The sequence below is a fragment of the [Ruminococcus] torques ATCC 27756 genome, assembly GCF_000153925.1.
In the GTDB taxonomy this organism is placed as follows: domain Bacteria; phylum Bacillota; class Clostridia; order Lachnospirales; family Lachnospiraceae; genus Mediterraneibacter; species Mediterraneibacter torques.
Window position 1 is genome coordinate 47,971 of sequence record NZ_DS264345.1, and the last position, 22,195, is coordinate 70,165.

The 22,195-nt window shown below is 41.5% G+C and carries 18 protein-coding genes and 1 pseudogene; 15 read left to right on the top strand and 4 right to left on the bottom strand.

From position 1 onward, the window contains the following. The first annotated feature begins 1 nt into the window (after position 1). Together RUMTOR_RS01445 and RUMTOR_RS01450 are read left to right on the top strand one after the other, a co-directional pair. Positions 2-1,096, top strand: a complete 1,095-nt coding sequence (locus RUMTOR_RS01445) for a murein hydrolase activator EnvC family protein (RefSeq protein ID WP_009243351.1) — start codon at positions 2-4, stop codon at positions 1,094-1,096. Positions 1,097-1,365: 269 nt separating this feature from the next. Further along, on the top strand, positions 1,366-2,658 hold the full coding sequence (locus RUMTOR_RS01450) for a S41 family peptidase (RefSeq protein ID WP_009243350.1): 1,293 nt from the start codon (positions 1,366-1,368) through the stop codon (positions 2,656-2,658). Between the two features lie 183 nt (positions 2,659-2,841). On the opposite strand, the pseudogene RUMTOR_RS13865 reads toward RUMTOR_RS01450, so the two are convergent. Then, positions 2,842-3,105: pseudogene (locus RUMTOR_RS13865) on the bottom strand (4Fe-4S binding protein); the annotation flags it as partial. A gap of 201 nt (positions 3,106-3,306) precedes the next feature. Between RUMTOR_RS13865 and RUMTOR_RS01455 the strand changes: the two are divergent. From RUMTOR_RS01455 to RUMTOR_RS01515, 13 genes are all read left to right on the top strand, one after another. Beyond that, complete coding sequence (locus tag RUMTOR_RS01455; protein WP_004845242.1) at positions 3,307-3,576, top strand: hypothetical protein; 270 nt, start codon at positions 3,307-3,309, stop codon at positions 3,574-3,576. A gap of 41 nt (positions 3,577-3,617) precedes the next feature. Beyond that, positions 3,618-4,220 carry a LysO family transporter gene (locus RUMTOR_RS01460; protein WP_004845243.1) on the top strand — a complete coding sequence of 201 codons (603 nt, stop codon included), beginning with the start codon at positions 3,618-3,620 and terminating at the stop codon, positions 4,218-4,220. A gap of 58 nt (positions 4,221-4,278) precedes the next feature. Beyond that, complete coding sequence (locus tag RUMTOR_RS01465; protein WP_004845244.1) at positions 4,279-7,071, top strand: restriction endonuclease; 2,793 nt, start codon at positions 4,279-4,281, stop codon at positions 7,069-7,071. A gap of 139 nt (positions 7,072-7,210) precedes the next feature. Then, positions 7,211-7,858, top strand: a complete 648-nt coding sequence (locus tag RUMTOR_RS01470) for a helix-turn-helix domain-containing protein (RefSeq protein ID WP_004845245.1) — start codon at positions 7,211-7,213, stop codon at positions 7,856-7,858. Positions 7,859-7,895: 37 nt separating this feature from the next. Continuing rightward, positions 7,896-8,636 (top strand): TraX family protein, encoded by a 741-nt coding sequence (locus RUMTOR_RS01475; protein WP_004845246.1) that lies wholly within the window; start codon positions 7,896-7,898, stop codon positions 8,634-8,636. A gap of 384 nt (positions 8,637-9,020) precedes the next feature. Then, complete coding sequence (gene clpB / locus RUMTOR_RS01480; RefSeq protein WP_004845247.1) at positions 9,021-11,633, top strand: ATP-dependent chaperone ClpB; 2,613 nt, start codon at positions 9,021-9,023, stop codon at positions 11,631-11,633. 67 nt (positions 11,634-11,700) lie between these two features. Next, complete coding sequence (locus RUMTOR_RS01485; protein ID WP_227077180.1) at positions 11,701-12,906, top strand: Y-family DNA polymerase; 1,206 nt, start codon at positions 11,701-11,703, stop codon at positions 12,904-12,906. Positions 12,907-13,015: 109 nt separating this feature from the next. After that, positions 13,016-13,525, top strand: coding sequence for a DedA family protein (locus tag RUMTOR_RS01490; protein ID WP_004845249.1), 510 nt, complete (start codon positions 13,016-13,018; stop codon positions 13,523-13,525). A 123-nt stretch (positions 13,526-13,648) separates the two neighbouring features. After that, positions 13,649-14,974 carry a glycosyltransferase gene (locus tag RUMTOR_RS01495; protein WP_004845250.1) on the top strand — a complete coding sequence of 442 codons (1,326 nt, stop codon included), beginning with the start codon at positions 13,649-13,651 and terminating at the stop codon, positions 14,972-14,974. Beyond that, positions 14,907-15,539 carry a lysophospholipid acyltransferase family protein gene (locus RUMTOR_RS01500; protein ID WP_004845251.1) on the top strand — a complete coding sequence of 211 codons (633 nt, stop codon included), beginning with the start codon at positions 14,907-14,909 and terminating at the stop codon, positions 15,537-15,539. Before RUMTOR_RS01495 ends, RUMTOR_RS01500 begins: the two co-directional genes overlap by 68 nt. A 74-nt stretch (positions 15,540-15,613) precedes the next feature. Next, positions 15,614-16,312: a response regulator transcription factor gene (locus tag RUMTOR_RS01505; protein WP_004845252.1), complete on the top strand. Its 699-nt coding sequence runs from the start codon at positions 15,614-15,616 to the stop codon at positions 16,310-16,312. After that, positions 16,284-18,452: a sensor histidine kinase gene (locus RUMTOR_RS01510; protein ID WP_009243344.1), complete on the top strand. Its 2,169-nt coding sequence runs from the start codon at positions 16,284-16,286 to the stop codon at positions 18,450-18,452. The genes RUMTOR_RS01505 and RUMTOR_RS01510 overlap by 29 nt, the downstream gene beginning before the upstream one ends. 149 nt (positions 18,453-18,601) lie before the next feature. After that, complete coding sequence (locus RUMTOR_RS01515; protein WP_004845255.1) at positions 18,602-19,279, top strand: TIGR00266 family protein; 678 nt, start codon at positions 18,602-18,604, stop codon at positions 19,277-19,279. 117 nt (positions 19,280-19,396) lie between these two features. Here the strand turns inward: RUMTOR_RS01515 and RUMTOR_RS01520 are convergent, their stop codons facing one another. The 3 genes from RUMTOR_RS01520 to RUMTOR_RS01530 form a co-directional block, all read right to left on the bottom strand. Further along, the gene (locus RUMTOR_RS01520) at positions 19,397-19,897 is read right to left on the bottom strand and encodes a DUF6106 family protein (RefSeq protein ID WP_004845257.1); all 501 of its coding nucleotides are present in this window, start codon (positions 19,895-19,897) and stop codon (positions 19,397-19,399) included. Positions 19,898-19,899: 2 nt separating this feature from the next. Then, a complete protein-coding gene (locus tag RUMTOR_RS01525; protein ID WP_114148660.1) occupies positions 19,900-20,766 on the bottom strand; it encodes a PucR family transcriptional regulator in 867 nt (288 codons plus the stop codon). 227 nt (positions 20,767-20,993) lie between these two features. Then, entirely contained in the window at positions 20,994-22,106 is a 1,113-nt protein-coding gene (locus tag RUMTOR_RS01530; RefSeq protein WP_004845260.1) for an ABC transporter ATP-binding protein, read from the bottom strand. Positions 22,107-22,195 lie beyond the last annotated feature (89 nt).

The window sequence follows — 22,195 nt, forward strand, 5'->3', positions numbered from 1 at the left end:
GATGAAGTGTAGAATGAAGAGGGTGGCGAGTTTATTTCTTGCGTTGGCGCTGTGTGCCGGAATGACGATGAACGTAGGGGCTGTTACCGTTCAGGAAGCGGAAAATAAAGCGGACGAGCTTGAAGGCAAAAAAGAACAGGCTGAGGCAGAGGCGAAAGATCTCACGGAAAAATTAAAAGGGATCGTTGCCGATATGGAAGAAACGCAGAAGAAACTGACAGAAAAAGAAGAGGAGATCGAACAGGTTGAAAATGAACTTGTTCAGGCTCAGATTGATGCGAATGATCAGTATGAGAGAATGAAAGTTCGTATCAAATATATGTATGAGAGTGGAAATACTCAGTTTGTAGCCGTTCTTGCCGAGAGTAAGAATATGGGAGATTTTCTGAATAAGGCAGAATATATTTCTCAAATCTCAGAGTATGACAGAGACGAACTTATAAGGTATCAGGATACGGTTGAAGAAATCGAGGTGAAAGAAGAAGAGGTTCAGGCAGAATATGAGGAACTGAATACGCTTCAGACAAAGCTTGTCGGTCAGCAGACGGAAGTTCAGAAAATGATCGATGAGAATAAAGAAAAACTTAGCAATATCCAGTCGGAGATCGATGCGAATGCTGCTGCATTGGAAAAGGCAAAAGAAGTTGAAAGAATCCAACAGGAGCAGGCAGGAAATAATTATATTCCTTCAACGGGCGGAAACGTCGTGAGCGGAAACGGATATTTTACGCACCCGTGTCCGGGTATGTCGTACCAATCCAGTTATTTTGGCGAGATCAGGCCATATGAGGTCGGCGGCCATAAAGGACATGATTATGCTGCGGCTGTAGGAACACCTACATATGCGGCTGCGGCAGGAACGGTTGTGATCGCCGGATTCAGCTACAGCGCCGGAAACTGGGTTGTTATTAATCACGGAAACGGACTTGTGACAAAATATATGCATCACAGCGCACTTGCCGTCAGAGCAGGGCAATATGTAGAGAAAGGTCAGCAGATCGGATATGTGGGAAGCACAGGGCAGTCAACCGGACCGCATCTTCATTTTCAGGTGGAGCTGAATAATGTACCTGTAAATCCTGATTTGTATATGTAAAGTGGTTATACATAGGAATAGCCGGGGGTAATGATTCAGTCAGTGAAATTTACTATATGGGAGATTTCCCGTATATGGAAGAAGAGGGGAGACAAGGCAGAGTATGATCTGTTTTGTCTTTCTTCTGTATAGACAAAAAGTTTGGCGACATTTCATAAAAGTCGAATGGGAAATAAAAACGGTTATATAATAGATAGAGGGGCGTTGGAAAGTAATGCGATGTGATGTAAGAAAATTTGCGGATGAACGAAAACAGGGGAATGAAAAACATGGATCAAACTAGTAATAATCAAAATGAGTCGGATGAAATCAAGATGAGTCGGGGCAGCGTGGATGCAAATGAAGGTTCTTTAGGCAGCGGGAAGAAAAAAAGCAGATTCGGGATTGGCGTTCTTGTAGGAATCGTGATCGGCGCAGTTATAATTACCGGAGTATGGGGAGCTGCAAAGGTGGTATCTGCCGTATTTTTCAAAGGCAATTTTGCAACGGAAAGTACATCAAGATCAGATATGGAACATAAACTTGACAGGCTTAACGCGTTGATAGAGAAGTATTATCTGTATGAAGATGAGATTGATAAAGATGCCCTTGTAGAAGGTATTTATTCAGGGTATGCAGGCGCGCTGGGAGATCCGTATACAGAATACTACGATGAACAGGAAGCGAAGGAGCTTTTTGAAACAACGAACGGTGAATTTTTCGGAATCGGAGCATCGATGTCGAAGCAGCTCGGAACAGATGAGATTACGATCGTCAATGTGTATGAAGATTCACCTGCAGACAAGGCGGGCTTGAAATCAGGCGATATCTTATATAAGGTAGACGAACATGAGACGGCGGGATATGAACTGGATACAGTCGTTTCGTGGATCAAAGGCGAAAAAGGTACGTCGGTTGTCCTCCATGTGCTAAGAGACGGAAAAGAAGTTGAAGTGACGGCTGTCAGGGATAAGATCGAAGTACAGACAGTCGCATATGAAATGAAAGAAGATCAGATTGGCTATATCGCTGTAAGCGAGTTTGACAGCGTAACTTATCATCAATTTGAAACGGCGCTGGAAGATCTTGAAAAGCAGGGAATGAAAGGGCTTGTAATTGATCTTCGTAATAATCCCGGCGGAAATTTTGATACAGTAACAGATATGCTGAAGCTGCTTCTTCCGGAAGGAGTGATCGTGTCGACAAAAGACAAAGAAGGGAATGTAGAAGAAGTTACTTGCGACGGAGCAAATGAATTTGATAAGCCGCTTGCCGTACTTGTAAATCAATACAGCGCCAGCGCGTCGGAGATTTTCAGCGGAGCTGTGCAGGATTACGGCATCGGAGAGATCGTCGGTATGACGACTTATGGAAAAGGGGTCGTTCAGCAGTTAATGGATCTTGGAGACGGAACATGCTTAAAAATGACAATCGCAGAATACTATACTCCAAACGGACGGAGCATCAACGGCAAAGGCGTAGAGCCTGACGTGGAAGTAGAGTATGAATACGATGAGAATAATCCCGAAGCAGACACCCAGTTAGAGAAAGCTTTGGAAGTAGTGAAAGATCAAAATAAATAAAACAAAAACAATATGGGCGGACAATATGGAACAGAATAAGTTTAACGGAAAAATCTGAGCAGAAAGTCTGAACATCTGAACAGAAAAAGCGGAACAGTGAACTGTCCGCTTTTTTCGTAATTATTCAAATTGTTTTTTAATAAGTTTTTAAATCGGTTTTTTGAATCGGTTTTTCGTGTGGGCTCATTTTGAATCGTTTAGTTTTGGACTTTTCGCCTTACAGATGAGCTGAGTCATTGTTCCCATCGGACAGTAAACGCACCAGCTTCTCGGTTTGAACAAGATCATTGTTGCAACCCCAAGTACGGTAGATGTCAGCATGACACTGTAAAATCCAAAAGTAAACTGTGCGACGCCCGGATGGAATAGTGTTCCGTGGTATGCCCAATCCCACGGGAGCGAAAATGTCCAGAGCAGGGAGACTGCCTGTTTTAAGCTGTGGACGGACCTCCTAAAAGTTTGTTCTATTAATATATAGCATAGAGGATGATAAGATTCTGTGATATAATCACGCAAGCAGATGACAATGTGCTTTTTGGCGCTTTTCGGTGATTCCTGAAGTATTTGTTTTCCTTTTATACATGACGAAACAGGAAAATTTTGATATAGTATATAAGTGCGAAAAATCGGATTGTGAGGAGTTAAGAAATGGATATATTGATTGTTATGTGTATCGGGATTTTAGTAGGAAGAGTTTCAATCCTGCGCAGGGCGAAAAAGAAAAATGAATATCTTTCTTTGTTTTGTACGTTTATTTTGATTTTTTCTATGGGAGTCATGCTTGGAAAGAAAGATCATTTTTTTGAAGAATTATCATCGCTTGGTCTGACAAGCTTTCTCTTTTTCCTTATACCGACCGTGCTTTCTATCGGATTGGTTTACTGGCTGACAAGAGTTTTTATGAAGAAAGATAAATAGGCCGTTGTAAAAAATAAAGTTTTAGGAAAGAAGGGGTTTAGATGATCGTTTTTTTAACGATATTGTCCTTAGTATCAGGACTTGTCTACGGCTATTTTGATGTGGAAAGCAGTTTCATTTCCGCAATCACGCAGAATACCCATATTGTTTTATATATATTAATGTTCTCCGTCGGAATAAGCATCGGAATGTATGACGGTATTGTGCAGAAAATACGGGAATATCATATTAAGATTTTTATTATTCCGATCGGAATTATTATAGGCTCTCTTTTGGGAGGAATAATTTGTTCTATGATCGTTAAAATGCCTGTTGGTCATGGGACGGCGATCGCGAGCGGATTAGGCTGGTACAGTCTTTCAGGAGCAACGATCAGCAAGCTGGTAAGCGCAGAAGCCGGAAGTATCGCTTTTTTGAGTAATCTGATGAGAGAGATCTTTTCGTTTTTTATTATTCCGTTTTTGGCGGTACATTTTAATTATTATACGTGCATTGCACCTGCGGGAGCGACAAGTGAAGATACAACGCTTCCGGTAATGCTGAAATATACAAATGAAGAAACGGTAGTGTTATCTGTTTTAAACGGAGTGATCTGTTCATTTTGTGTGCCGATACTTATTTCGTTTTGTTTGAATATAAAGTAAAAATATATAATCGCCGGCAGACAGGAAAAGTATAAAAGAAGAAAAGGAGACGTTGAAAATGAAACTGCAGTTTAAATATCAGAAATTTCAGGCTGATGCGGCGAAGGCAGTTGCGGATGTCTTTGACGGACAGCCATATTTGGCGCCTTCTTATATGACAGGGGAAATATCGGGGAAAAATTCGTCGTCAGAAGAGAGAAAAGGAACTTTTTCAGGATGGAGCAATCAGAAGATCGTGCCCGAATTAAGCGATGAGAGAATATTAGATAATCTGCGGAAAATACAAAAGGCGAATCAGATTCCGGTTTCTTCAAAGCTGGAAGGGCGGGAAAACGGATATCATCTGACGGTTGAGATGGAGACCGGAGTTGGGAAAACGTACACTTATATTAAGACGATATACGAATTAAATAAACGATACGGATGGAGTAAGTTTCTCGTCGTCGTGCCAAGCATCGCGATTCGGGAGGGCGTATATAAGACATTTCAGATAACGAGAGAACATTTTGCAAAAGAGTATGGAAAGAAGATCCGTTTTTTTATTTATAATTCAGAGAGACTTACGGAAATCGACCGGTTTGCATCGGATAATTCTGTTCATGTAATGATCATCAATTCTCAGGCATTCAATGCAAAAGGAAAGGATGCAAGGAGAATTTATATGAATCTTGATGAGTTTCAGGGAAGGAAGCCGATCGATTTGATCGCGGGAACAAATCCGATCATAATTATTGATGAACCACAGTCGGTGGAAGGCAGGCAGACAAAAGAGAGGATGAAACAGTTTTGCCCTCTTATTACGCTTCGGTATTCTGCAACGCATAAAGCTGACAGTCTGTATAATATGGTGTATCGCCTTAGTGCGGCAGATGCTTACAGAAAATACCTTGTGAAAAAAATTGAAGTAAAAGGAATCGCAGAGACAAAAACAATGGCGTCAGACGGCTATATATATGTAGAAAGGATCTGTTGTTCTGAGTCTGATGCGGCTGCCGTTATACAGTATGATTTTAAAATGGGAAGCGGGATTCGGAAACAATATCGAAAGGTAGGAATCGGCGACGACTTATACGAAATTTCGGGAGGTTTGGAAGAATATCAAGGCGGCTTTGAAGTAAAACAGATTAACAGACAGGAAGAATCGGTTGAGTTTGTCAACGGGATGAAACTATATGCAGGCGATATCAACGGAAAAGTGGACGAGGAACAGATTCGCAGAATACAGATCAGAGAGACAATCCTGTCTCATATAGACAGGGAACGCCGGTTGTTTGGCAGAAGAATTAAAGTTTTGTCATTGTTTTTTATTGATGAAGTTGCCCGTTATAAAAAGTATGACGAAACGGGATGTCCTCAAAACGGCAGTTATGCGGACATATTTGAAGAAGAGTACCGTAACATTATAGAGAATATGAAGTATGGACCGGGAGATGAAAAGTATCGGGATTACATAGAAATGATCCCTGTCGAAAAAACTCATGCCGGATATTTTTCAATAGACAGAAAAGGGCATGTAGTCGACAGTAAAGGGAAAGGAAAAGAAATGATGTCAGACGATCAGGATGCTTATGATCTGATCATGAAAAATAAAGAACTGCTTTTGGAGTGTGACCCGAAACAGTCTCCTGTTCGATTCATTTTTTCTCATTCAGCACTTCGGGAAGGATGGGATAATCCGAATGTATTTCAGATTTGTACGTTAAAAAACGGAGGAAGCGAAGTACGAAAACGGCAGGAAGTCGGAAGAGGGCTTCGTCTGTGTGTCAATGGAGACGGACAGAGAATGGACAGAAGTTTTCTGGGGCAGGACGTTCACAGAGTGAATACGTTGACCGTGATCGCAAGCGAAAGCTATGAAAGTTTTGTGAAGGGCCTGCAAAGTGAAATTGCAGAAGATGTTTTCGGTAAACAGAGTCGGAAGGCCGACGTCTGTCGCGATATAGAAGTAATCATACCCGAGAATGCAAGAAGCCGTCGAGTAGAACTAAAAGTCGATCAGGAAAAGCTAAATGGAGAAGAATTCAGCGCATTGTGGTCAAATATTTGCCTGAAATCGACATATACCGTAAATTTTGATACGGAAAAATTAGTAGAAGATGCGGTGAAAATATTAAACAGAGAACTGCATATACAAGATATGCGATTTAAAGGCAAGAATGAGGCGGCAAAAAGCGTCGTGAAATATGATCTTGCGGGGAAACTTGCCGATATGACAGGGCTGAAAAGGAAAACAGTGATCGAAATATTGAGCAGAGTCGAAAGTTCTGTTTTTCAACAGTTTCAAGAAAGTCCGGAAGAATTTATCGCTCAGGCAGAAAGATTGATCTTAAATGTGAAAGAAACAGCGATTTCGGAAAATATCATATATCATACGTCAGACGAAAAATATACAAAAGATATTTTTACACAGCAGACGATTCAGGGAAAACAGGGAGTGGACGCAATGAAAGTCGGGAAGCATTTGTATGATTATGTGAAATACCGATCCGGCGCAGAAAAGGAATTTATCGAACGGCTGGAAGCATCAAAAGAGGTTGCGGTATATGTAAAACTTCCGGAACAATTTTATATCTCCACTCCTGCAGGACGTTATATGCCGGAATGGGCGATCGCTTTGTACCGGGAAACGAAAGGAAAACGTTTCTTTGTTGTTGGGAAAAAAGCCGGAAAAGATAAAGACTCTAATCAGTCAAAAATAGCGGAAAACATCAAGATATGCTGCGCCTCTAAGCACTTAACGGAGATCAGCGCAGGAAAGGTCGTTTTTAAAACGACGGAGGAATACACGGATTTTATGGATTTATCGCATTTCATCAAAAATTGTCAATATACAAGAAATAGTGTCAAATAACCTTATTATTCTATATTTGTATATATCAAAAGCAATATTTCGCTTTGTAAAAGAAACTTTGCTAAGATGTAAAGGAGTTTTGATAGATTTCTAACGGAAAAAATAAGATAATGATGTCTGAAAGGAGGACAGATTTGAAATGAATATAGGAGAACAAATAAACAATCTGCGCAAACAACATGGTTTAAGTCAAGATGATTTTGCAAATTTATTTAATGTTTCCAGACAGACTATTTCTAATTGGGAGAATGGTAAAAGTTATCCGGATTTAGAGATGATTATAAAAGTAAGTGATTATTTCAAAATCTCTATTGATGAATTATTAAAAAATGATGTTCAGACTGTAAAAAAAATTGATAATGAAAAAAAGGCAAAAAAGAAGTATCTTATACTATTGCTAGTTTTATGTTTTTTAGGAACTGTTATTATCTGGGGATTATACAGTAAATATCAAGATAGCATAGAAGTTGATTTCACAATGGAAAAGCATGAAACTTATAAAAGCAATGAAACAAAAGAACCGTCTATGAATATTGCAAACGGATATTTTTCAGTCCCTAAAGACGAAAAACTTGATATACAAGTAAAAGGGACTGTTGACAACGGTAAACTTCATATTACCATTGCAGATAAAGACAATAAGATTTATTATCAATTAGATGGTCAAGAGTTGAATGATTTACAAACTTTATATTTTGAAAAAGGTTCCTATATTATTCAAATCGTTGCTGATGATTATACAGAAGACATTATAAGTCTTAACTATAATGTTAAAATAGAAAATTAACGGTAAATCTTAACGGGAAATCATCAGTCATAATAAAATGAAAAAAATTATTTCGGGAAGTACATTAAAAATACTGGCAATGATTTTTATGGTAATAGACCATTTTGGTCAAGTGGTGTTAAAAAATGGAATTATCCTACATGCTCCATATTCTATGTTTACAGATGAGCAGTTCGATATGTTAATGTCCACAGTTAATATTTGTCATATTTTAGGCAGAATTGCATTCCCTGTCTTCTGTTTTTTGTTAGTAGAGGGATTTTTTCATACACATAATCTCAAGAAATATATTTTAAACTTAGGAATTTTTGCACTTATTTCCGAGCCTGTTTATGATTTAGCTTGTGCAGGAACTTTATTCAGTTTGGGACAGCAAAATGTGCTATTTACGCTGTTATTAGGGTTGATCATCTTAACAATTATAAAAAGATCCCACAAAAATGTAATAATCTCTTTTGCAGCAATAGTAGTCGGGGCGTACATTTCATATATTTGCAATTTAGACGGGTGGTATTATGGAATAGCCTTAATCAGTGTATTTTATCTTTTTTATGATATGCCAGCATTAAAATATACTGCTTCTATTTTAGTTATGTATATTTGTGGATTGAATTTTACAATAAGTGGATTTATTGACCCTTATTTTTTAACTGCTGCAACATCTTTATTGTTTATTTCAATGTATAATGGTGAGCGTGGAATGAAAATGAAATATTTCTTCTATATTTTTTATCCTGGCCATTTGTTCATATTTTATCTTGTAAGTTTAATACTTTGACCATACTGATAGCGACTGGTGCTTGTGTACCGGTCGTTTTTCTGTATTCCGTTGTCGATATAAAATTAATCGTCAGTCGGTGAGTAGGTCGGCATATAGTGGCTCAGCATGGCAACTTTTGGTTCGTAGCTGACAAGGATTGAAAATGAGATTATAAGACTAGATAATATGGTGTTAAATGCTTGATACCATAAAAAGAAAAATTGGTGTCAAATTGGTGTCAAAACAGAAAAAATCACAATTTCAAAAGAAATAAGATACTGCGAACCATTGATTTTAAAGGGTTTGCAAAAAAATAACAAAAATATTAGCACTCAACCCTTGACAGTGCTAACAACAGATGCTATATTCCTAGTAGAACACGAAAATAAAGGAGGGATTAGCATGAATATAAACAGATTTACACAGAATTCCATTCAGGCGGTGCAAAATTGTGAGAAGATCGCCGCAGATAACGGAAATCAGGAATTGGCGCAGGAACATTTATTGTATGCGCTGCTTACACAAGATGACAGTCTGATCTTAAAATTGTTTGAAAAGATGAATATACAAGGTCAGCTTTTGATAAACCGGGTAGATCAGGCGATCGGAAAGCGTCCGAAAGTTCAGGGCGGTCAGCTTTTCGTAGGGCAGGATCTGAACAATGTGTTGATCCATGCCGAGGACGAGGCGAAACAGATGGGAGACGAATATGTTTCCGTAGAACACCTTTTCCTTTCCCTGTTAAAATATGCAAGTAAAGAGATGAAACAGATTTATCGGGAATTCGGGATCAGCCGGGAAGGATTTTTGCATGCGCTGTCTACTGTCAGAGGCAATCAGAGAGTGACAAGCGATCATCCGGAAGCAACGTATGATACGCTGAACAAGTACGGACAGGATCTGGTAGAACGGGCGCGGGATCAAAAACTTGATCCGGTGATCGGCCGTGATGAGGAGATCAGAAATGTGATCCGTATTCTTTCCCGTAAGACGAAAAATAATCCGGTGCTTATCGGAGAGCCGGGAGTCGGAAAAACAGCGGTTGTAGAAGGACTTGCCCAGCGGATCGTCAGTGGCGACGTTCCGGAAGGTTTGAAAGATAAGACGATCTTTTCGCTTGATATGGGAGCGCTCGTTGCAGGAGCAAAGTATCGGGGCGAGTTTGAGGAACGACTGAAAGCAGTTCTTGAAGAAGTGAAAAACAGTGACGGAAAGATTATTCTGTTTATCGATGAGCTGCATACGATCGTCGGAGCAGGAAAGTCGGACGGCGCTATGGATGCCGGAAATATGCTGAAACCGATGCTTGCAAGAGGTGAACTTCACTGTATCGGAGCGACGACGCTTGATGAGTATCGTCAATATATTGAGAAAGATGCGGCTTTGGAACGCCGTTTCCAGCCGGTTTTAGTTGACGAGCCTACAGTAGAAGACGCCATTTCGATTCTGCGTGGTCTGAAAGAACGTTATGAAGTATTTCATGGAGTGAAGATTACAGACAGCGCTCTTGTCGCAGCGGCAATGTTGTCGAACAGATATATTTCGGATCGTTTTTTGCCGGACAAAGCGATAGACCTTGTAGATGAAGCTTGTGCGCTCATTAAGACAGAACTTGATTCGATGCCGACAGAGTTGGACGAATTAAGAAGAAGGATTATGCAGCTTGAGATTGAAGAAGAGGCGCTGAAAAAAGAAGAAGACAGATTAAGCCGTGAACGTCTGGAACATTTACAGGAAGAACTGGCGGGTCTGAAAGAAGAATATGCCGGTGAAAAGGTACAGTGGGAGAATGAAAAGCATTCTGTTGAGCGGGTACAGAAAATTCGTGAAGAGATCGAACATGTGAATAAGGAGATCAGCAAAGCGCAAAGAGAGTATGATCTGAATAAAGCCGCGCAGCTGCAGTATGGTGAACTGCCTCAGCTTCAGAAACAGCTTGAAGAAGAGGAAGAGAAAGTAAGAGAAAAAGAATTGTCTCTTGTTCATGAAGCGGTAACAGACGAAGAAATCGCAAGGATTGTTTCAAGATGGACGGGAATTCCCGTAGCGAAATTAAATGAAAGCGAAAGAAACAAAACACTTCATCTTGCTGATGAACTTCATAAAAGAGTCATAGGTCAGGATGAAGGAGTCGAACTTGTAACAGAGGCGATCATCCGTTCCAAAGCCGGAATCAAAGACCCGAGCAAGCCGATCGGATCGTTCCTCTTCCTCGGACCTACAGGCGTGGGAAAAACAGAACTTGCGAAGGCGTTGGCGCAGAGCCTGTTTGACGATGAGAATAATATGGTGCGGATTGATATGAGCGAATACATGGAGAAATATTCCGTGTCGAGACTGATCGGAGCGCCTCCGGGATATGTAGGATATGACGAAGGCGGTCAACTGACAGAGGCAGTCAGAAGAAAACCGTATTCAGTCGTATTATTTGACGAAGTAGAGAAGGCGCATCCGGATGTATTTAACGTGCTTTTGCAAGTGCTTGACGATGGAAGGATTACAGATTCTCAGGGCCGTACCGTTGATTTCAAAAATACGATTCTGATCATGACGTCCAATATCGGAGCAGGTTATCTTTTAGACGGTATAAAAGAAGACGGTTCGATCTCGAAAGAGGCGCAGGATATGGCGATGAATGATTTAAGAGCTCACTTCAGACCGGAATTTTTGAACCGTCTTGACGAGATCATTATGTTTAAACCATTGACGAAAGAAAATATTCGTGCCATTATTGACTTGTTAGTGGCAGATGTAAACAGACGGCTGGAGGAAAAAGAACTGACGATCGAACTGACGGAAGCGGCGAAAGACTGTATCGTAGAAGGCGGATATGATCCGATGTACGGAGCAAGACCGTTAAAGAGATATCTGCAGAAAAACGTAGAGACACTGGCTGCACGGTTGATTCTTGCCGGAAATGTCGGAAGAGAAGACACGATACTGATCGATGCGAAAGACGGCAAACTGAAAGCAGATGTGAAGCGGGTAAACAGCTTGGAAAGACAGGAAGCATAAGTAAGATATGCAAAAAAGCGAGAAGAAAAGAGTCTGCATGAAGCCGGTGTGTGAAAGGATGGCGCAAGTGACACCGATAATCTTTCATATTGATGTAAACTCAGCTTATTTGAGCTGGACGGCTGTAGAACAATTAAAAAACGGGGCGAAAGTGGATATTCGGGAGATCCCGGCAATTATCGGCGGGGATCAGACATCCCGGCACGGTGTTGTTCTCGCAAAATCCACTTTTGCCAAAAAATATGGCATCCGCACGGGAGAACCTGTTGCGAATGCCTTTCGTAAGTGTCCGAATCTCGTAATGTATCCGCCTGATCATCGGATGTACCGCGAGAAGAGCAGACAGATGATGGAATATTTAAAGACATTCACGAAAGAGATAGAGCAGGTCAGCGTAGACGAGTGTTATATGGATTTTACGAAGATCGCCGCGCGGTACAGTTCTCCGATCGACGGAGCGCTTGAGATTAAGGAAGGGATTAAAAAGAAGTTTGGATTTACGGTAAATGTCGGAATCTCAACGAATAAATTACTGGCGAAAATGGCGTCAGATTTTGAAAAGCCGGACCGGATACACACATTATTTCCGGAAGAGATTGAAGTGAAAATGTGGCCGCTTCCGATCAAAGATCTGTATATGGCAGGAAAATCCAGTGTGCAGGTATTGAAAAAACTGGAGATTAATACAATCGGAGCATTGGCGCAGGCAGATCCCGATCTGATCTCACTTCATTTGAAAAGTCATGGACGGATGTTGTGGGAGTTTGCCAACGGAATCGGTACGTCGACCGTTCAGTCTGAGCCGGAAGAAGCGAAAGGGATCGGGAATTCCACAACGCTTAGGGAAGATGCACGGACAATGGAGGAAGTTTGTCCGGTGTTTGAAGAATTGGCTCAAAGCGTCGGAAGACGTCTGAAAAAAGCCGGGAAAAAGGCAGGAATGGTAAGTGCGGAAATTAAATACTATGATTTTCGTACATTATCTCATCAGATGCAGTTGGAAAAGCCGTCAAACGAAAGCGATATAATATGCAAGGCGGCAGTCAATCTGTTTCGGGAAGTGTGGACCGGAGAACCGGTGCGTCTGCTGGGAATCAGAACGTCAAAATTGTCGGATGAAAACGAACCGGAGCAGTTGACGATCTTCGATATGAAACCGGAAGCAGAGCCGGACGAAAAACATAAACGGCTTAGAAAGGCGATGGACGAACTGAATAAAAAATACGGAGAAGGAGCAGTTATTAAAGCGAGTCTTATGCCGAAGAAAAAATAAATATCAAAATCTTGTTCAAAAAATCTTTAGAATTTCTTTTGAATCTTATGTCAGCCCCCTTTAGATTTACAGGATATCCTGTAGATAGTTAAAGGAGGCTGATTTTTTTATGAGCATATCTGAACTTACCGATTATTTTTTACGATACGGAGCATTTTTTATTTATTTGATCGTGCTTTTAGAATATTTGAATCTCCCCGGATTTCCGGCAGGAGTTATTATGCCGCTGGCGGGAATATGGGCGGCGAAAGGTGAAATAAGTTTTCCTATGGTCATGGTTCTGACTGTATTTGCGGGACTTACCGGAAGCTGGGCGCTGTATCTTCTCGGAAGATTCGGCGGCGGGAAGGTGATGGAATTTTATTTTAAGAAATTCCCGAAACATCGGCCGGTGATTGAAGAAAAAATGGCGTTTTTAAGAGAAAAAGGAGGAACAGGGGTATTTGTAAGCAAGCTTCTTCCGATGGTGCGCACGCTGATCTCTATTCCGGCAGGAATGGTAAAAATGAATTTTACAAAATATACGGTTAGCTCCGCATGCGGAATCTTCCTGTGGAATCTGGCGTTTGTAGGCGCGGGATATTTCTTCGGAGATGCGGCGATCAATTTCTTTACATAAATTTATGCATAATTTTTCACATAATTTTTTATATCATTTGAAAAATGAGAGTTTATTTAATAATTGTTATCCGAAAAAGTTATTAAAAATAAGGCGAGAGAATTCAGACAAGGGGGAAAAGACATGAGAATCGCAATGTTGACAAACAATTACAGACCATTTGTAGGAGGAGTGCCGATCTCGGTAGAGCGTCAGGCAGAAGAATTGATAAAATTAGGGCATCAGGTAACGGTGTTTGCACCGATGTACGGGGAAACACAAGAAGAAAGAGAGGCAGTTCTGGCAGCCGATGTTTCTGCTCCCGAGCAGGTTGTACGCTACGGAACGCAGAAACGTAAGATGGATAATGGGATGGTATATCCGAGTTTTTATCCGTCTGAGATCATGGAAGCATTTGAAAGAGACGAATTTGACTGTATCCATGTACATCATCCGATGTTCGTAGGACCGTGCGCTCTCTATCTGAAACGAAAATACAGACTGCCGCTTATCTATACATATCATACGAGATATGAAGATTATCTGCACTATATACCGGGACTGCGAGTTGATGAGAAGAGCTTTGTATTAAAAAAGAAGGCGATCGGACTGATCAGGACAAAGATCATACCAACTTATATGAGCTGGTTTGCAAATCAGTGCGATCTCGTACTTGCTCCGTCGGCAGGAATGCAGAAGATATTGTGGGAATATGGTATGAGAAGCAGATCCGCCGTATTTCCGACCGGACTTGAAAAGTCGTTTTTTGCGATGGATGAGCAGAAGGCAAAAGAGATCAGGAAGACGTATAAGGGAGATAAAAAACATTTATTTGTCACTGTATCCAGACTTGAGAAAGAGAAAAATTATGAATTTATCCTTCGGGGAATCGCGAAGATCAAAGAAGAAGCCGGGGATGACTTTCATGTGATGATACTTGGAGACGGAAGTCAGAAGGGAGAATTAAAAACGAAAGCCGCTCTTTTAGGGATCGGAAATCTTGTGACTTTTGTAGGAAACGTGAAGAATGAAGATGTAAAACATTATGTACATGCGGCAGATCTGTTTTTATTTGCATCAAAATCAGAGACACAGGGAATCGTTCTGGCAGAAGCGATGGCAGCAGGAACTCCGGTAGTTGCGGTTCACGCGGTCGGATCGGACGATATTGTCAAAGACGGAGTAAACGGATTTTTGACAGAAGAAGAGGAAAGCAGGTGGGCGGAGAAAGTCATCGAAGCAGCACAGCCGGAGAACCGGTTTAAAATGAAAAAAGCGGCTTTGAAAGAAGCACAAAATTATCGTTCCGACACACTTGCCTTATATGAAGAGATGCTCTACAATCAATGTATCTGCGGAAAAGCAATGGATCGGCAAAAAGACGGAAAAGGAGAATATTCTTATGAAAACGGAGAAGCTCACGGAGAAGGCGCTGCGATGGCTGTTCACAAAATATCTCACATTGCTTGAAAAGACAGTAAAAATAAACTGGCATGAAGAAAATGAATACGGTGAAAGTCAGATATTCGGATTTTGGCATGAGGACAGCTTTTTTATGAATCTCGTGCTTGAGCGTCTGGCGGATAAGACAACACCTGTAGATGTGATTGTTACAGCCGATACACGGGGAAATTATATTGAACATATGATAAAGCGATGCGGCGGAAACGCGCTTCGCGTTCCTGACGGGTATAAGGCGTTCGGGGCGTTAAAAAACATCGTCCGCGATTCTTATGAGAAGGCACATTCGATCGCCGTTGCGTTAGACGGACCGCTCGGTCCGCGGCACGAGCCGAAAAAACTGGCATTTTACTTGTCGGAACATGCAGAAGAAGCATTTGTAGGCATCAGCCTTTCTTATTCTTCATGTATCAGGCTGACTCGCAGATGGGATAAATATGTAATTCCGCTTCCGTTTACAACAGTGGACGTTGCGGTAAAAGATTATGGGATCGTTCAGAAGAAGGCGATTCCGAATCTTCCGGTCAATGCAGATGCAGCGTCGGAAGAAATATATGTTGCGCAGACAATATAAACATTTCTCTTTTGCAAAAAGAAGAGATAGGATAAAAAATACGGGGAATGACGGAAAAGGAGAGGGCATAAGCAATGGAAATCAATCATGTTTTGATCGTAGAGGATGATAAGGAAATCAGGGAAGGCGTACAGATCTATCTGCAAAGTCAGGGGTATGTCGTATTTCAGGCAGCAGATGGAATTGAAGGTTTAGAAATACTTGAAAAAGAGGAGATCCATCTGGCGATCATAGATATTATGATGCCGCGTATGGACGGGATACGCATGACGATGAAACTAAGGGAGAAATACGATTTTCCGGTTATCATGTTATCTGCCAAATCCGAGGAGGTCGATAAGATCACAGGTCTTAATATCGGGGCGGATGATTATGTGACGAAACCGTTTACTCCGATGGAACTGATGGCGCGAGTGAATTCCCAGTTACGAAGATACCGGAAGTTTCTTGAAAAATTAGCACCTCAGGAAAATACGCATGTGATCGGCGGGCTTGAGATCAATGAAGATATGGTAGAAGTGTCTATGGACGGAAATCCTGTGAAGCTGACGCCGATCGAGTACAAGATCCTTTTATTGCTTGCCAAGAATCCGGGAAGAGTTTTTTCGGCAGAAGAGATTTATGAGCGGGTTTGGCAGGAAAAAGCGATCAATACAGATACGATTATGGTGCATGTAAGAAATATTCGGGAGAAGATCGAGATCGACCCGAAAAATCCAAAATATTTGAAGGTGGTGTGGGGCGTTGGATACAAAATCGAAAAACAGCCGTAAATTTGGAATTCTTATTCTGATCTTGCTTTTGGCGGCAAGTTCCGCAGTTATGATGCTGCAATACGGAACGATCAGACGGCAGATAGAATCGGTGCAGGAGGAGGGCTCCCGATCGGGAGAAACGGCGGCGGATATGGCGAATACGCTGGCGGAAGGCAATTATCTTCTTTATAATCGGTATGTACGGGACACTGATCCGGCGGAAGTACTTTCTCTTTACGGACAGCAAAGGTTTGATCTGGCAGAAAAATATTTAGATTATGAGCTGATCGACAGTAAAGATGAGGTGATAGCTTCTGATCTGCCGGAAGAAGAACAGGAGAAGCTGCATGAAGACGGAAAAGAGTATGCCTTCCGTGTGAAATATATTTTTTCCGAAAACGGAGATTTGGAGGATATCCAGATCGGCGGAACGGCATTCGGAGCAGAAGAGGCATACAATATGGAATCGATCTATATTAACGAGGTTGAAAGCGTCGAGTCTTACGGGCAGATATCAAGCATTACAACGCTTACGGATGTTACGTTCATTTACGGGATAACAGAAGAAAATCTGGAAGCTTATGGGAATATCATTGCTTCGGAAAACGGAGAATATCTCGAGTATTACAATATCAGCTATACAACGGCTTTCAGAGATACGCTTGAAATGTTGAGCGTGCTGCTGATCGCGGCGGCGATTCTTATGCCGTTTGTAAAATGTCTCGACTTAAGCGAGATGAAAGTATTCCGTGCATCCTTTGAAGTGGCAGGTGCGGGAGCTTTATTTTTCGCTTTCGGCGGTTTTGATATAATGGCTTATGTTGTTTATCATACGGTGAAAGGAAGATCTCTTCCGGCAGGATTCGAGCCGGCTTTGCTTGTGGCGAATTTCCTGCTTTGGATGTTTATGTTCGGGATACTTTTCTGGTGCGTTACATCGCTTCGGGCAATGTTCCGCATGAAGAAAGCGTATTGGACGGAAAGGACGCTGACGGCAAAGATGTTAAGAAAGATGAAGAATAAAGGAGAAGAAAGCGGAGGAAAGATACAAAAGAAAGTGAAAAGTATCGGGAGAAAGATCAGAAACTTTTTTGCCCGGCAGTATGACGCTTTGCTTCATCTTGATTTTCAGGATAAAACGAACCGGACGATCCTTCGCGTAGTGCTGATCAACTTTGCGATTCTGTTTGTCGTATGTCTTTTTTGGTGGTACGGTACGGTCGCGTTGATCGTTTATTCGGTGATGCTGTTTATGTTTTTGAAAAAATATACGCAGGATCTTTCTGAAAAATATGCTCTTTTGCTCAAGTCAACGAATCAGCTTGCAGAAGGTCATTTGGATATTCCGATCGAAGGCGATGTCGGTCTGTTCAATCCGATCCAGGAAGAATTAAAGCGGATTCAAAAAGGATTTAAAAAAGCAGTAGATGAAGAAGTGAAAAACGAGCGGATGAAGACAGAACTCGTCACGAACGTCTCCCATGATCTTAGGACGCCGCTGACAGCGATCATCACATATACAGATCTGTTGAAAAATGAGAAAGACGAAGAAAAGAGAAAAGAATATATCAGCGTTCTGGAAAGAAAGTCTCTTCGTTTGAAAGTGTTGATCGAAGATTTATTCGAGATCAGCAAGGCGGCAAGCAAAAGTGTCGTTATGCATTTTATGAAAGTTGATATCGTAGGATTATTTAAGCAGGTTGAGCTGGAAAATGTTGAAAAAATCAAAGCGGCGAATTTGGAATTCAGAACAAAGATTCCGGAACAAAAAGTTGTCATGTGGCTTGACAGTGAGAAAACATATCGGATTTTTGAGAATCTTATCGTGAATATCACGAAGTATGCAATGCCTCATACGAGAGTTTATATTGATATGACAGAGACGGAAGACGGAGTGCATATTACAATGAAGAATGTTTCTGCGGCAGAATTGAACTTTAACGCAGATGAGATTACGGATCGGTTTGTCCGCGGAGATTCGGCAAGAAACACCGAAGGATCGGGACTTGGTCTGGCGATTGCAAAGAGCTTTGCCGAATTGCAGCACGGTTCTTTGAAGATTTCGACAGAGGCAGATCTCTTTAAAGCAGACTTGTATTTACCGAAATCAAAGGAAATGCCCGAAAAACCCGGGGGGGGGTATCCTGAAAATTTATAAATGTAACGGATATGTAAATAATGCCGGGAGAGTAGTGACTCTTCCGGTATTTTATGATAATCTGTGGATAGAAAACAGAGTCGGTATAAAGAGAGACAGAATAAGAAAAATATGCTGGCATAAAGAATGGGAAAAGGGAGGAAAAGAAGATGAAATATGAGATTAAAGGCGGAGAACTTCCGGTAGTAGTCTGCTTTATGGACGCAGGAGAAACGATGATTACAGAAAAAGGCTCTATGAGCTGGATGTCACCGAACATGAAGATGGAAACGACGTCAAACGGCGGGGTCGGAAAAGCGCTCGGAAGAATGTTCGCAGGAGAGGCGATTTTCCAGAACCGTTATACAGCGGAAGGCGGTCCGGGGATGATCGCGTTTGCATCCAGTTTTCCGGGACAGATCAGACCTTGGGAGATCGCTCCGGGAAAAGAGATAGTTGTGCAAAAAGCAGGTTTTCTGGCGGCGCAGGAAAGCGTTGAATTATCGATCTTTTTCCAGAAAAAATTAGGTTCCGGTCTGTTCGGCGGAGAAGGATTTATCATGCAGAAAATTTCGGGACATGGTCTGGCGTTTCTTGAATTTGACGGATCTGTCATAGAGTATGTACTCCAGCCGGGACAACAGATCGTAGTCGATACAGGTTACCTTGCCGCTATGGAGGCGACATGCAATATGGAGATTCGCACAGTGCCCGGAATCAAAAACATGATGTTCGGAGGCGAAGGTCTGTTTAATACGGTAATTACAGGACCGGGACGGGTATGGCTTCAGACAATGCCGATTTCAAATGTGGCAGGCGCTATCATGAAAGTTTTCCCGGCAAGATAAATATAATAGCATGCTATATAATAAAAACAGCAGTCTGGCAGGATCGGATATTGATACCGATCCTGCCAGACTGCTAAAAAAGAAGAATTTTTTTGCAGATCGTATTGCACGTCACGTTTAATCTAAAAACATCTTTGACCCCATCCATTGTCTCATATGTTCGATCATTTTCCTGTCAGGTTCGATATATACGCATGAGTTTTTCTGATCGAGAGAAATCATAACGGCATAGACGTCGGCATTTTCATTTCCTGAAGTGAAATCATATGTTTTGTCAGGATGGAAAGCGTTCAGCCGCGGAGATTTTTTCGGAGCAATGATCTCGGCAGACTGAATATCAAAACTGAGCATATGTTTTCTTTTGGACTTGTTGTAAATGGCATCGATCTGAAGATCATGGTTTAAGATCATATATTCATATTCCACATTGAGCTTTGGAAAGATAAAATAAAAAGCGATCATCAGGATCAAAACTGCGATAAGAAATGACAGAAAACCGACCAGAGGCATTCCTAAAACAGCAACAGCGACTGCAAGAACGATGATAAGTATGCTGATGAGAATGCCGGAAGTTTTTTGTTTGCGGGGTACGAGTTGTTCATATAATGCGTCATTCATAGTTATTTGTTTCCTTTCAAGTAATTTATGACCATCATAGCGATCTTAAATGTCATGGCGTCGTCAAAGAGACGAAGATCCAGACCTGTCTGTTTTTCAATCTGTTCCAGACGGTAGATAAGAGTGTTTCTGTGCATATGGAGTTGTCTGGCGGTTTCGGCAATGTTTAAGTTGTTTAAAAAGAAACGGTTGACTGTTGCCATAAGTTCGGGGTCAAGCGTTTTTGGTATAGGAGAACCGAATATTTCAGACAGAAAGTTCTCGCACAGTGAAACAGGAAGACGATAGATCAGTCTGCCGATCCCGAGTTCGTTATACGGGAAAATATTTTGTTCTGAATAAAAGAGCCTTCCGACTTTCAACGCAAGATTCGTTTCCTGAAAAGCTTTTTGAATATCGGCAAGCGTGTTCATTACAGAACTGTATGAGAGGCGGACACGGATAAGCGCCTCGGTATTGAGCGTATCAACGATCGTCTCCGCAATATGTCTCATATCTTCAAACGTCTCGTTTTGGCAAAGCGGACGTATGACTGCAAGCAGCGTTTCCGTAAGGGGAACGATATAAGTTTTTGAACGGCAGGACAGTAGATTTTTCAATATTGCGCCTGAAGTTTCATCAAAGTGTTTTCCTTCTATAAGGAAAAGAATTCGTTTTTCCTCCGGATCAATGTGAAGTCTCGATGCCCGATCGGAAATTTCATAGTGCGGGATATTCCCGGTCATCAGTCCCTGCAGAAAATCAGTGCGGTTATATTTTTCTTTGTAAGCTGTGCAAAGACAGTGGATCTGTGTCAGCGCAGGTTCGATCTGTTCAGGCGCTGCACCGGATACCTCAAGCGAGATTCCGGTAATTTTTTTTAATTTCAAGCAGAGCTTTGTTTAGTTCATTCATCTGTGCTGTAGTTTCTGTTTTGCGGTTTGTAGTCTGTTCAGTATTTTCTCCCATAGATTAACCTCGTTTTGAATAAAGAGGCCGCACCTGTAATAAGTGCAGCCCCCTTTAAATTCTTATTATAAGCAGTATTGTCAGAAATGAGATCCTGATCAAACCGGGCGTTCTGACACTATGTAACTGCTGTTTTGATTTTAAATCATTAGTTTGTAATCGTCAACTCGGTTTCTTTGTCAAATACGTGAATTTTTTCCATATCAAGCGCGAATACGGCTTTATCGCCTGTACGCAGTGTCGTACGAGGATTTACACGAGCTGTCATCTGTGTTCCTTCCACGTCAAAGTAAAGGAATACTTCAGCGCCGAGCAATTCGTATACTTTGATCTCAGATTCAATAATGCTGTCCGGTGAATTGCTGATAAATGCCTGAGAATCATGTACGTCTTCAGGACGGATGCCGAGAACAACTGTTTTTCCGTCATAGTTTCCGTTGATAAGAGCCTGTTTCTTGGAAGCAGGAACTTTTAATACATGTTTTCCTACAGTCAATGTTACATCATCACCTTTTACAGAGCATACGGCATCCATAAAGTTCATCTGAGGAGATCCGATAAATCCTGCAACGAACAGGTTGCACGGTGTATTGTAAAGGTTCTGCGGTGTATCGACCTGCTGAACGACTCCGTCTTTCATAACGACGATTCTCGTTCCGAGAGTCATGGCTTCTGTCTGGTCATGTGTTACATAGATGATCGTTGCGCCGAGGTTTTCGTGAAGTTTTGAAATCTCGATACGCATCTGGACTCTCAGTTTTGCGTCAAGGTTGGAAAGAGGTTCGTCCATAAGGAATACTTTCGGATTACGAACAATGGCACGTCCCATGGCAACACGCTGTCTTTGTCCTCCCGAAAGAGCCTTCGGCTTCCGGTCGAGCAGTTTGTCAAGGTCAAGGATTCTTGCCGCTTCACGGACTTTTTTGTCGATTTCTGCTTTCGGTACTTTACGAAGTTTCAGACCAAACGCCATATTATCATATACTGTCATGTGCGGATACAATGCGTAGTTCTGGAATACCATTGCGATATCACGGTCTTTCGGTTCTACGTCGTTCATAACTTTTCCGTCGATTTTGAATACTCCGTCGGAAATATCTTCCAAACCTGCGATCATACGAAGTGTTGTAGATTTACCGCATCCGGACGGACCGACGAAGATGATGAATTCTTTATCTGCGATTTCGAGGTTGAAATCTTTTACTGCATGGAATCCGTTCGGATAAATTTTCTGAACGCCTTTAAGTGATAAACTTGCCATTTTATGTTCCTCCTAAAAATAAACTTGTTTTTCTGGATTTTTCTTATGAGATAAGTATAACCGTAAGCCAGAAACAGAACAATGTCATG

Coding starts and splice junctions, on each gene's coding strand:
- RUMTOR_RS01445 (WP_009243351.1), top strand. CDS start 2: ATGAAGTGTAGAATGAAGAGGGTGGCGAGTTTATTTCTTGCGTTGGCG.
- RUMTOR_RS01450 (WP_009243350.1), top strand. CDS start 1,366: ATGGATCAAACTAGTAATAATCAAAATGAGTCGGATGAAATCAAGATG.
- RUMTOR_RS01455 (WP_004845242.1), top strand. CDS start 3,307: ATGGATATATTGATTGTTATGTGTATCGGGATTTTAGTAGGAAGAGTT.
- RUMTOR_RS01460 (WP_004845243.1), top strand. CDS start 3,618: ATGATCGTTTTTTTAACGATATTGTCCTTAGTATCAGGACTTGTCTAC.
- RUMTOR_RS01465 (WP_004845244.1), top strand. CDS start 4,279: ATGAAACTGCAGTTTAAATATCAGAAATTTCAGGCTGATGCGGCGAAG.
- RUMTOR_RS01470 (WP_004845245.1), top strand. CDS start 7,211: ATGAATATAGGAGAACAAATAAACAATCTGCGCAAACAACATGGTTTA.
- RUMTOR_RS01475 (WP_004845246.1), top strand. CDS start 7,896: ATGAAAAAAATTATTTCGGGAAGTACATTAAAAATACTGGCAATGATT.
- clpB (WP_004845247.1), top strand. CDS start 9,021: ATGAATATAAACAGATTTACACAGAATTCCATTCAGGCGGTGCAAAAT.
- RUMTOR_RS01490 (WP_004845249.1), top strand. CDS start 13,016: ATGAGCATATCTGAACTTACCGATTATTTTTTACGATACGGAGCATTT.
- RUMTOR_RS01495 (WP_004845250.1), top strand. CDS start 13,649: ATGAGAATCGCAATGTTGACAAACAATTACAGACCATTTGTAGGAGGA.
- RUMTOR_RS01500 (WP_004845251.1), top strand. CDS start 14,907: ATGAAAACGGAGAAGCTCACGGAGAAGGCGCTGCGATGGCTGTTCACA.
- RUMTOR_RS01505 (WP_004845252.1), top strand. CDS start 15,614: ATGGAAATCAATCATGTTTTGATCGTAGAGGATGATAAGGAAATCAGG.
- RUMTOR_RS01515 (WP_004845255.1), top strand. CDS start 18,602: ATGAAATATGAGATTAAAGGCGGAGAACTTCCGGTAGTAGTCTGCTTT.
- RUMTOR_RS01520 (WP_004845257.1), bottom strand. CDS start 19,897: ATGAATGACGCATTATATGAACAACTCGTACCCCGCAAACAAAAAACT.
- RUMTOR_RS01530 (WP_004845260.1), bottom strand. CDS start 22,106: ATGGCAAGTTTATCACTTAAAGGCGTTCAGAAAATTTATCCGAACGGA.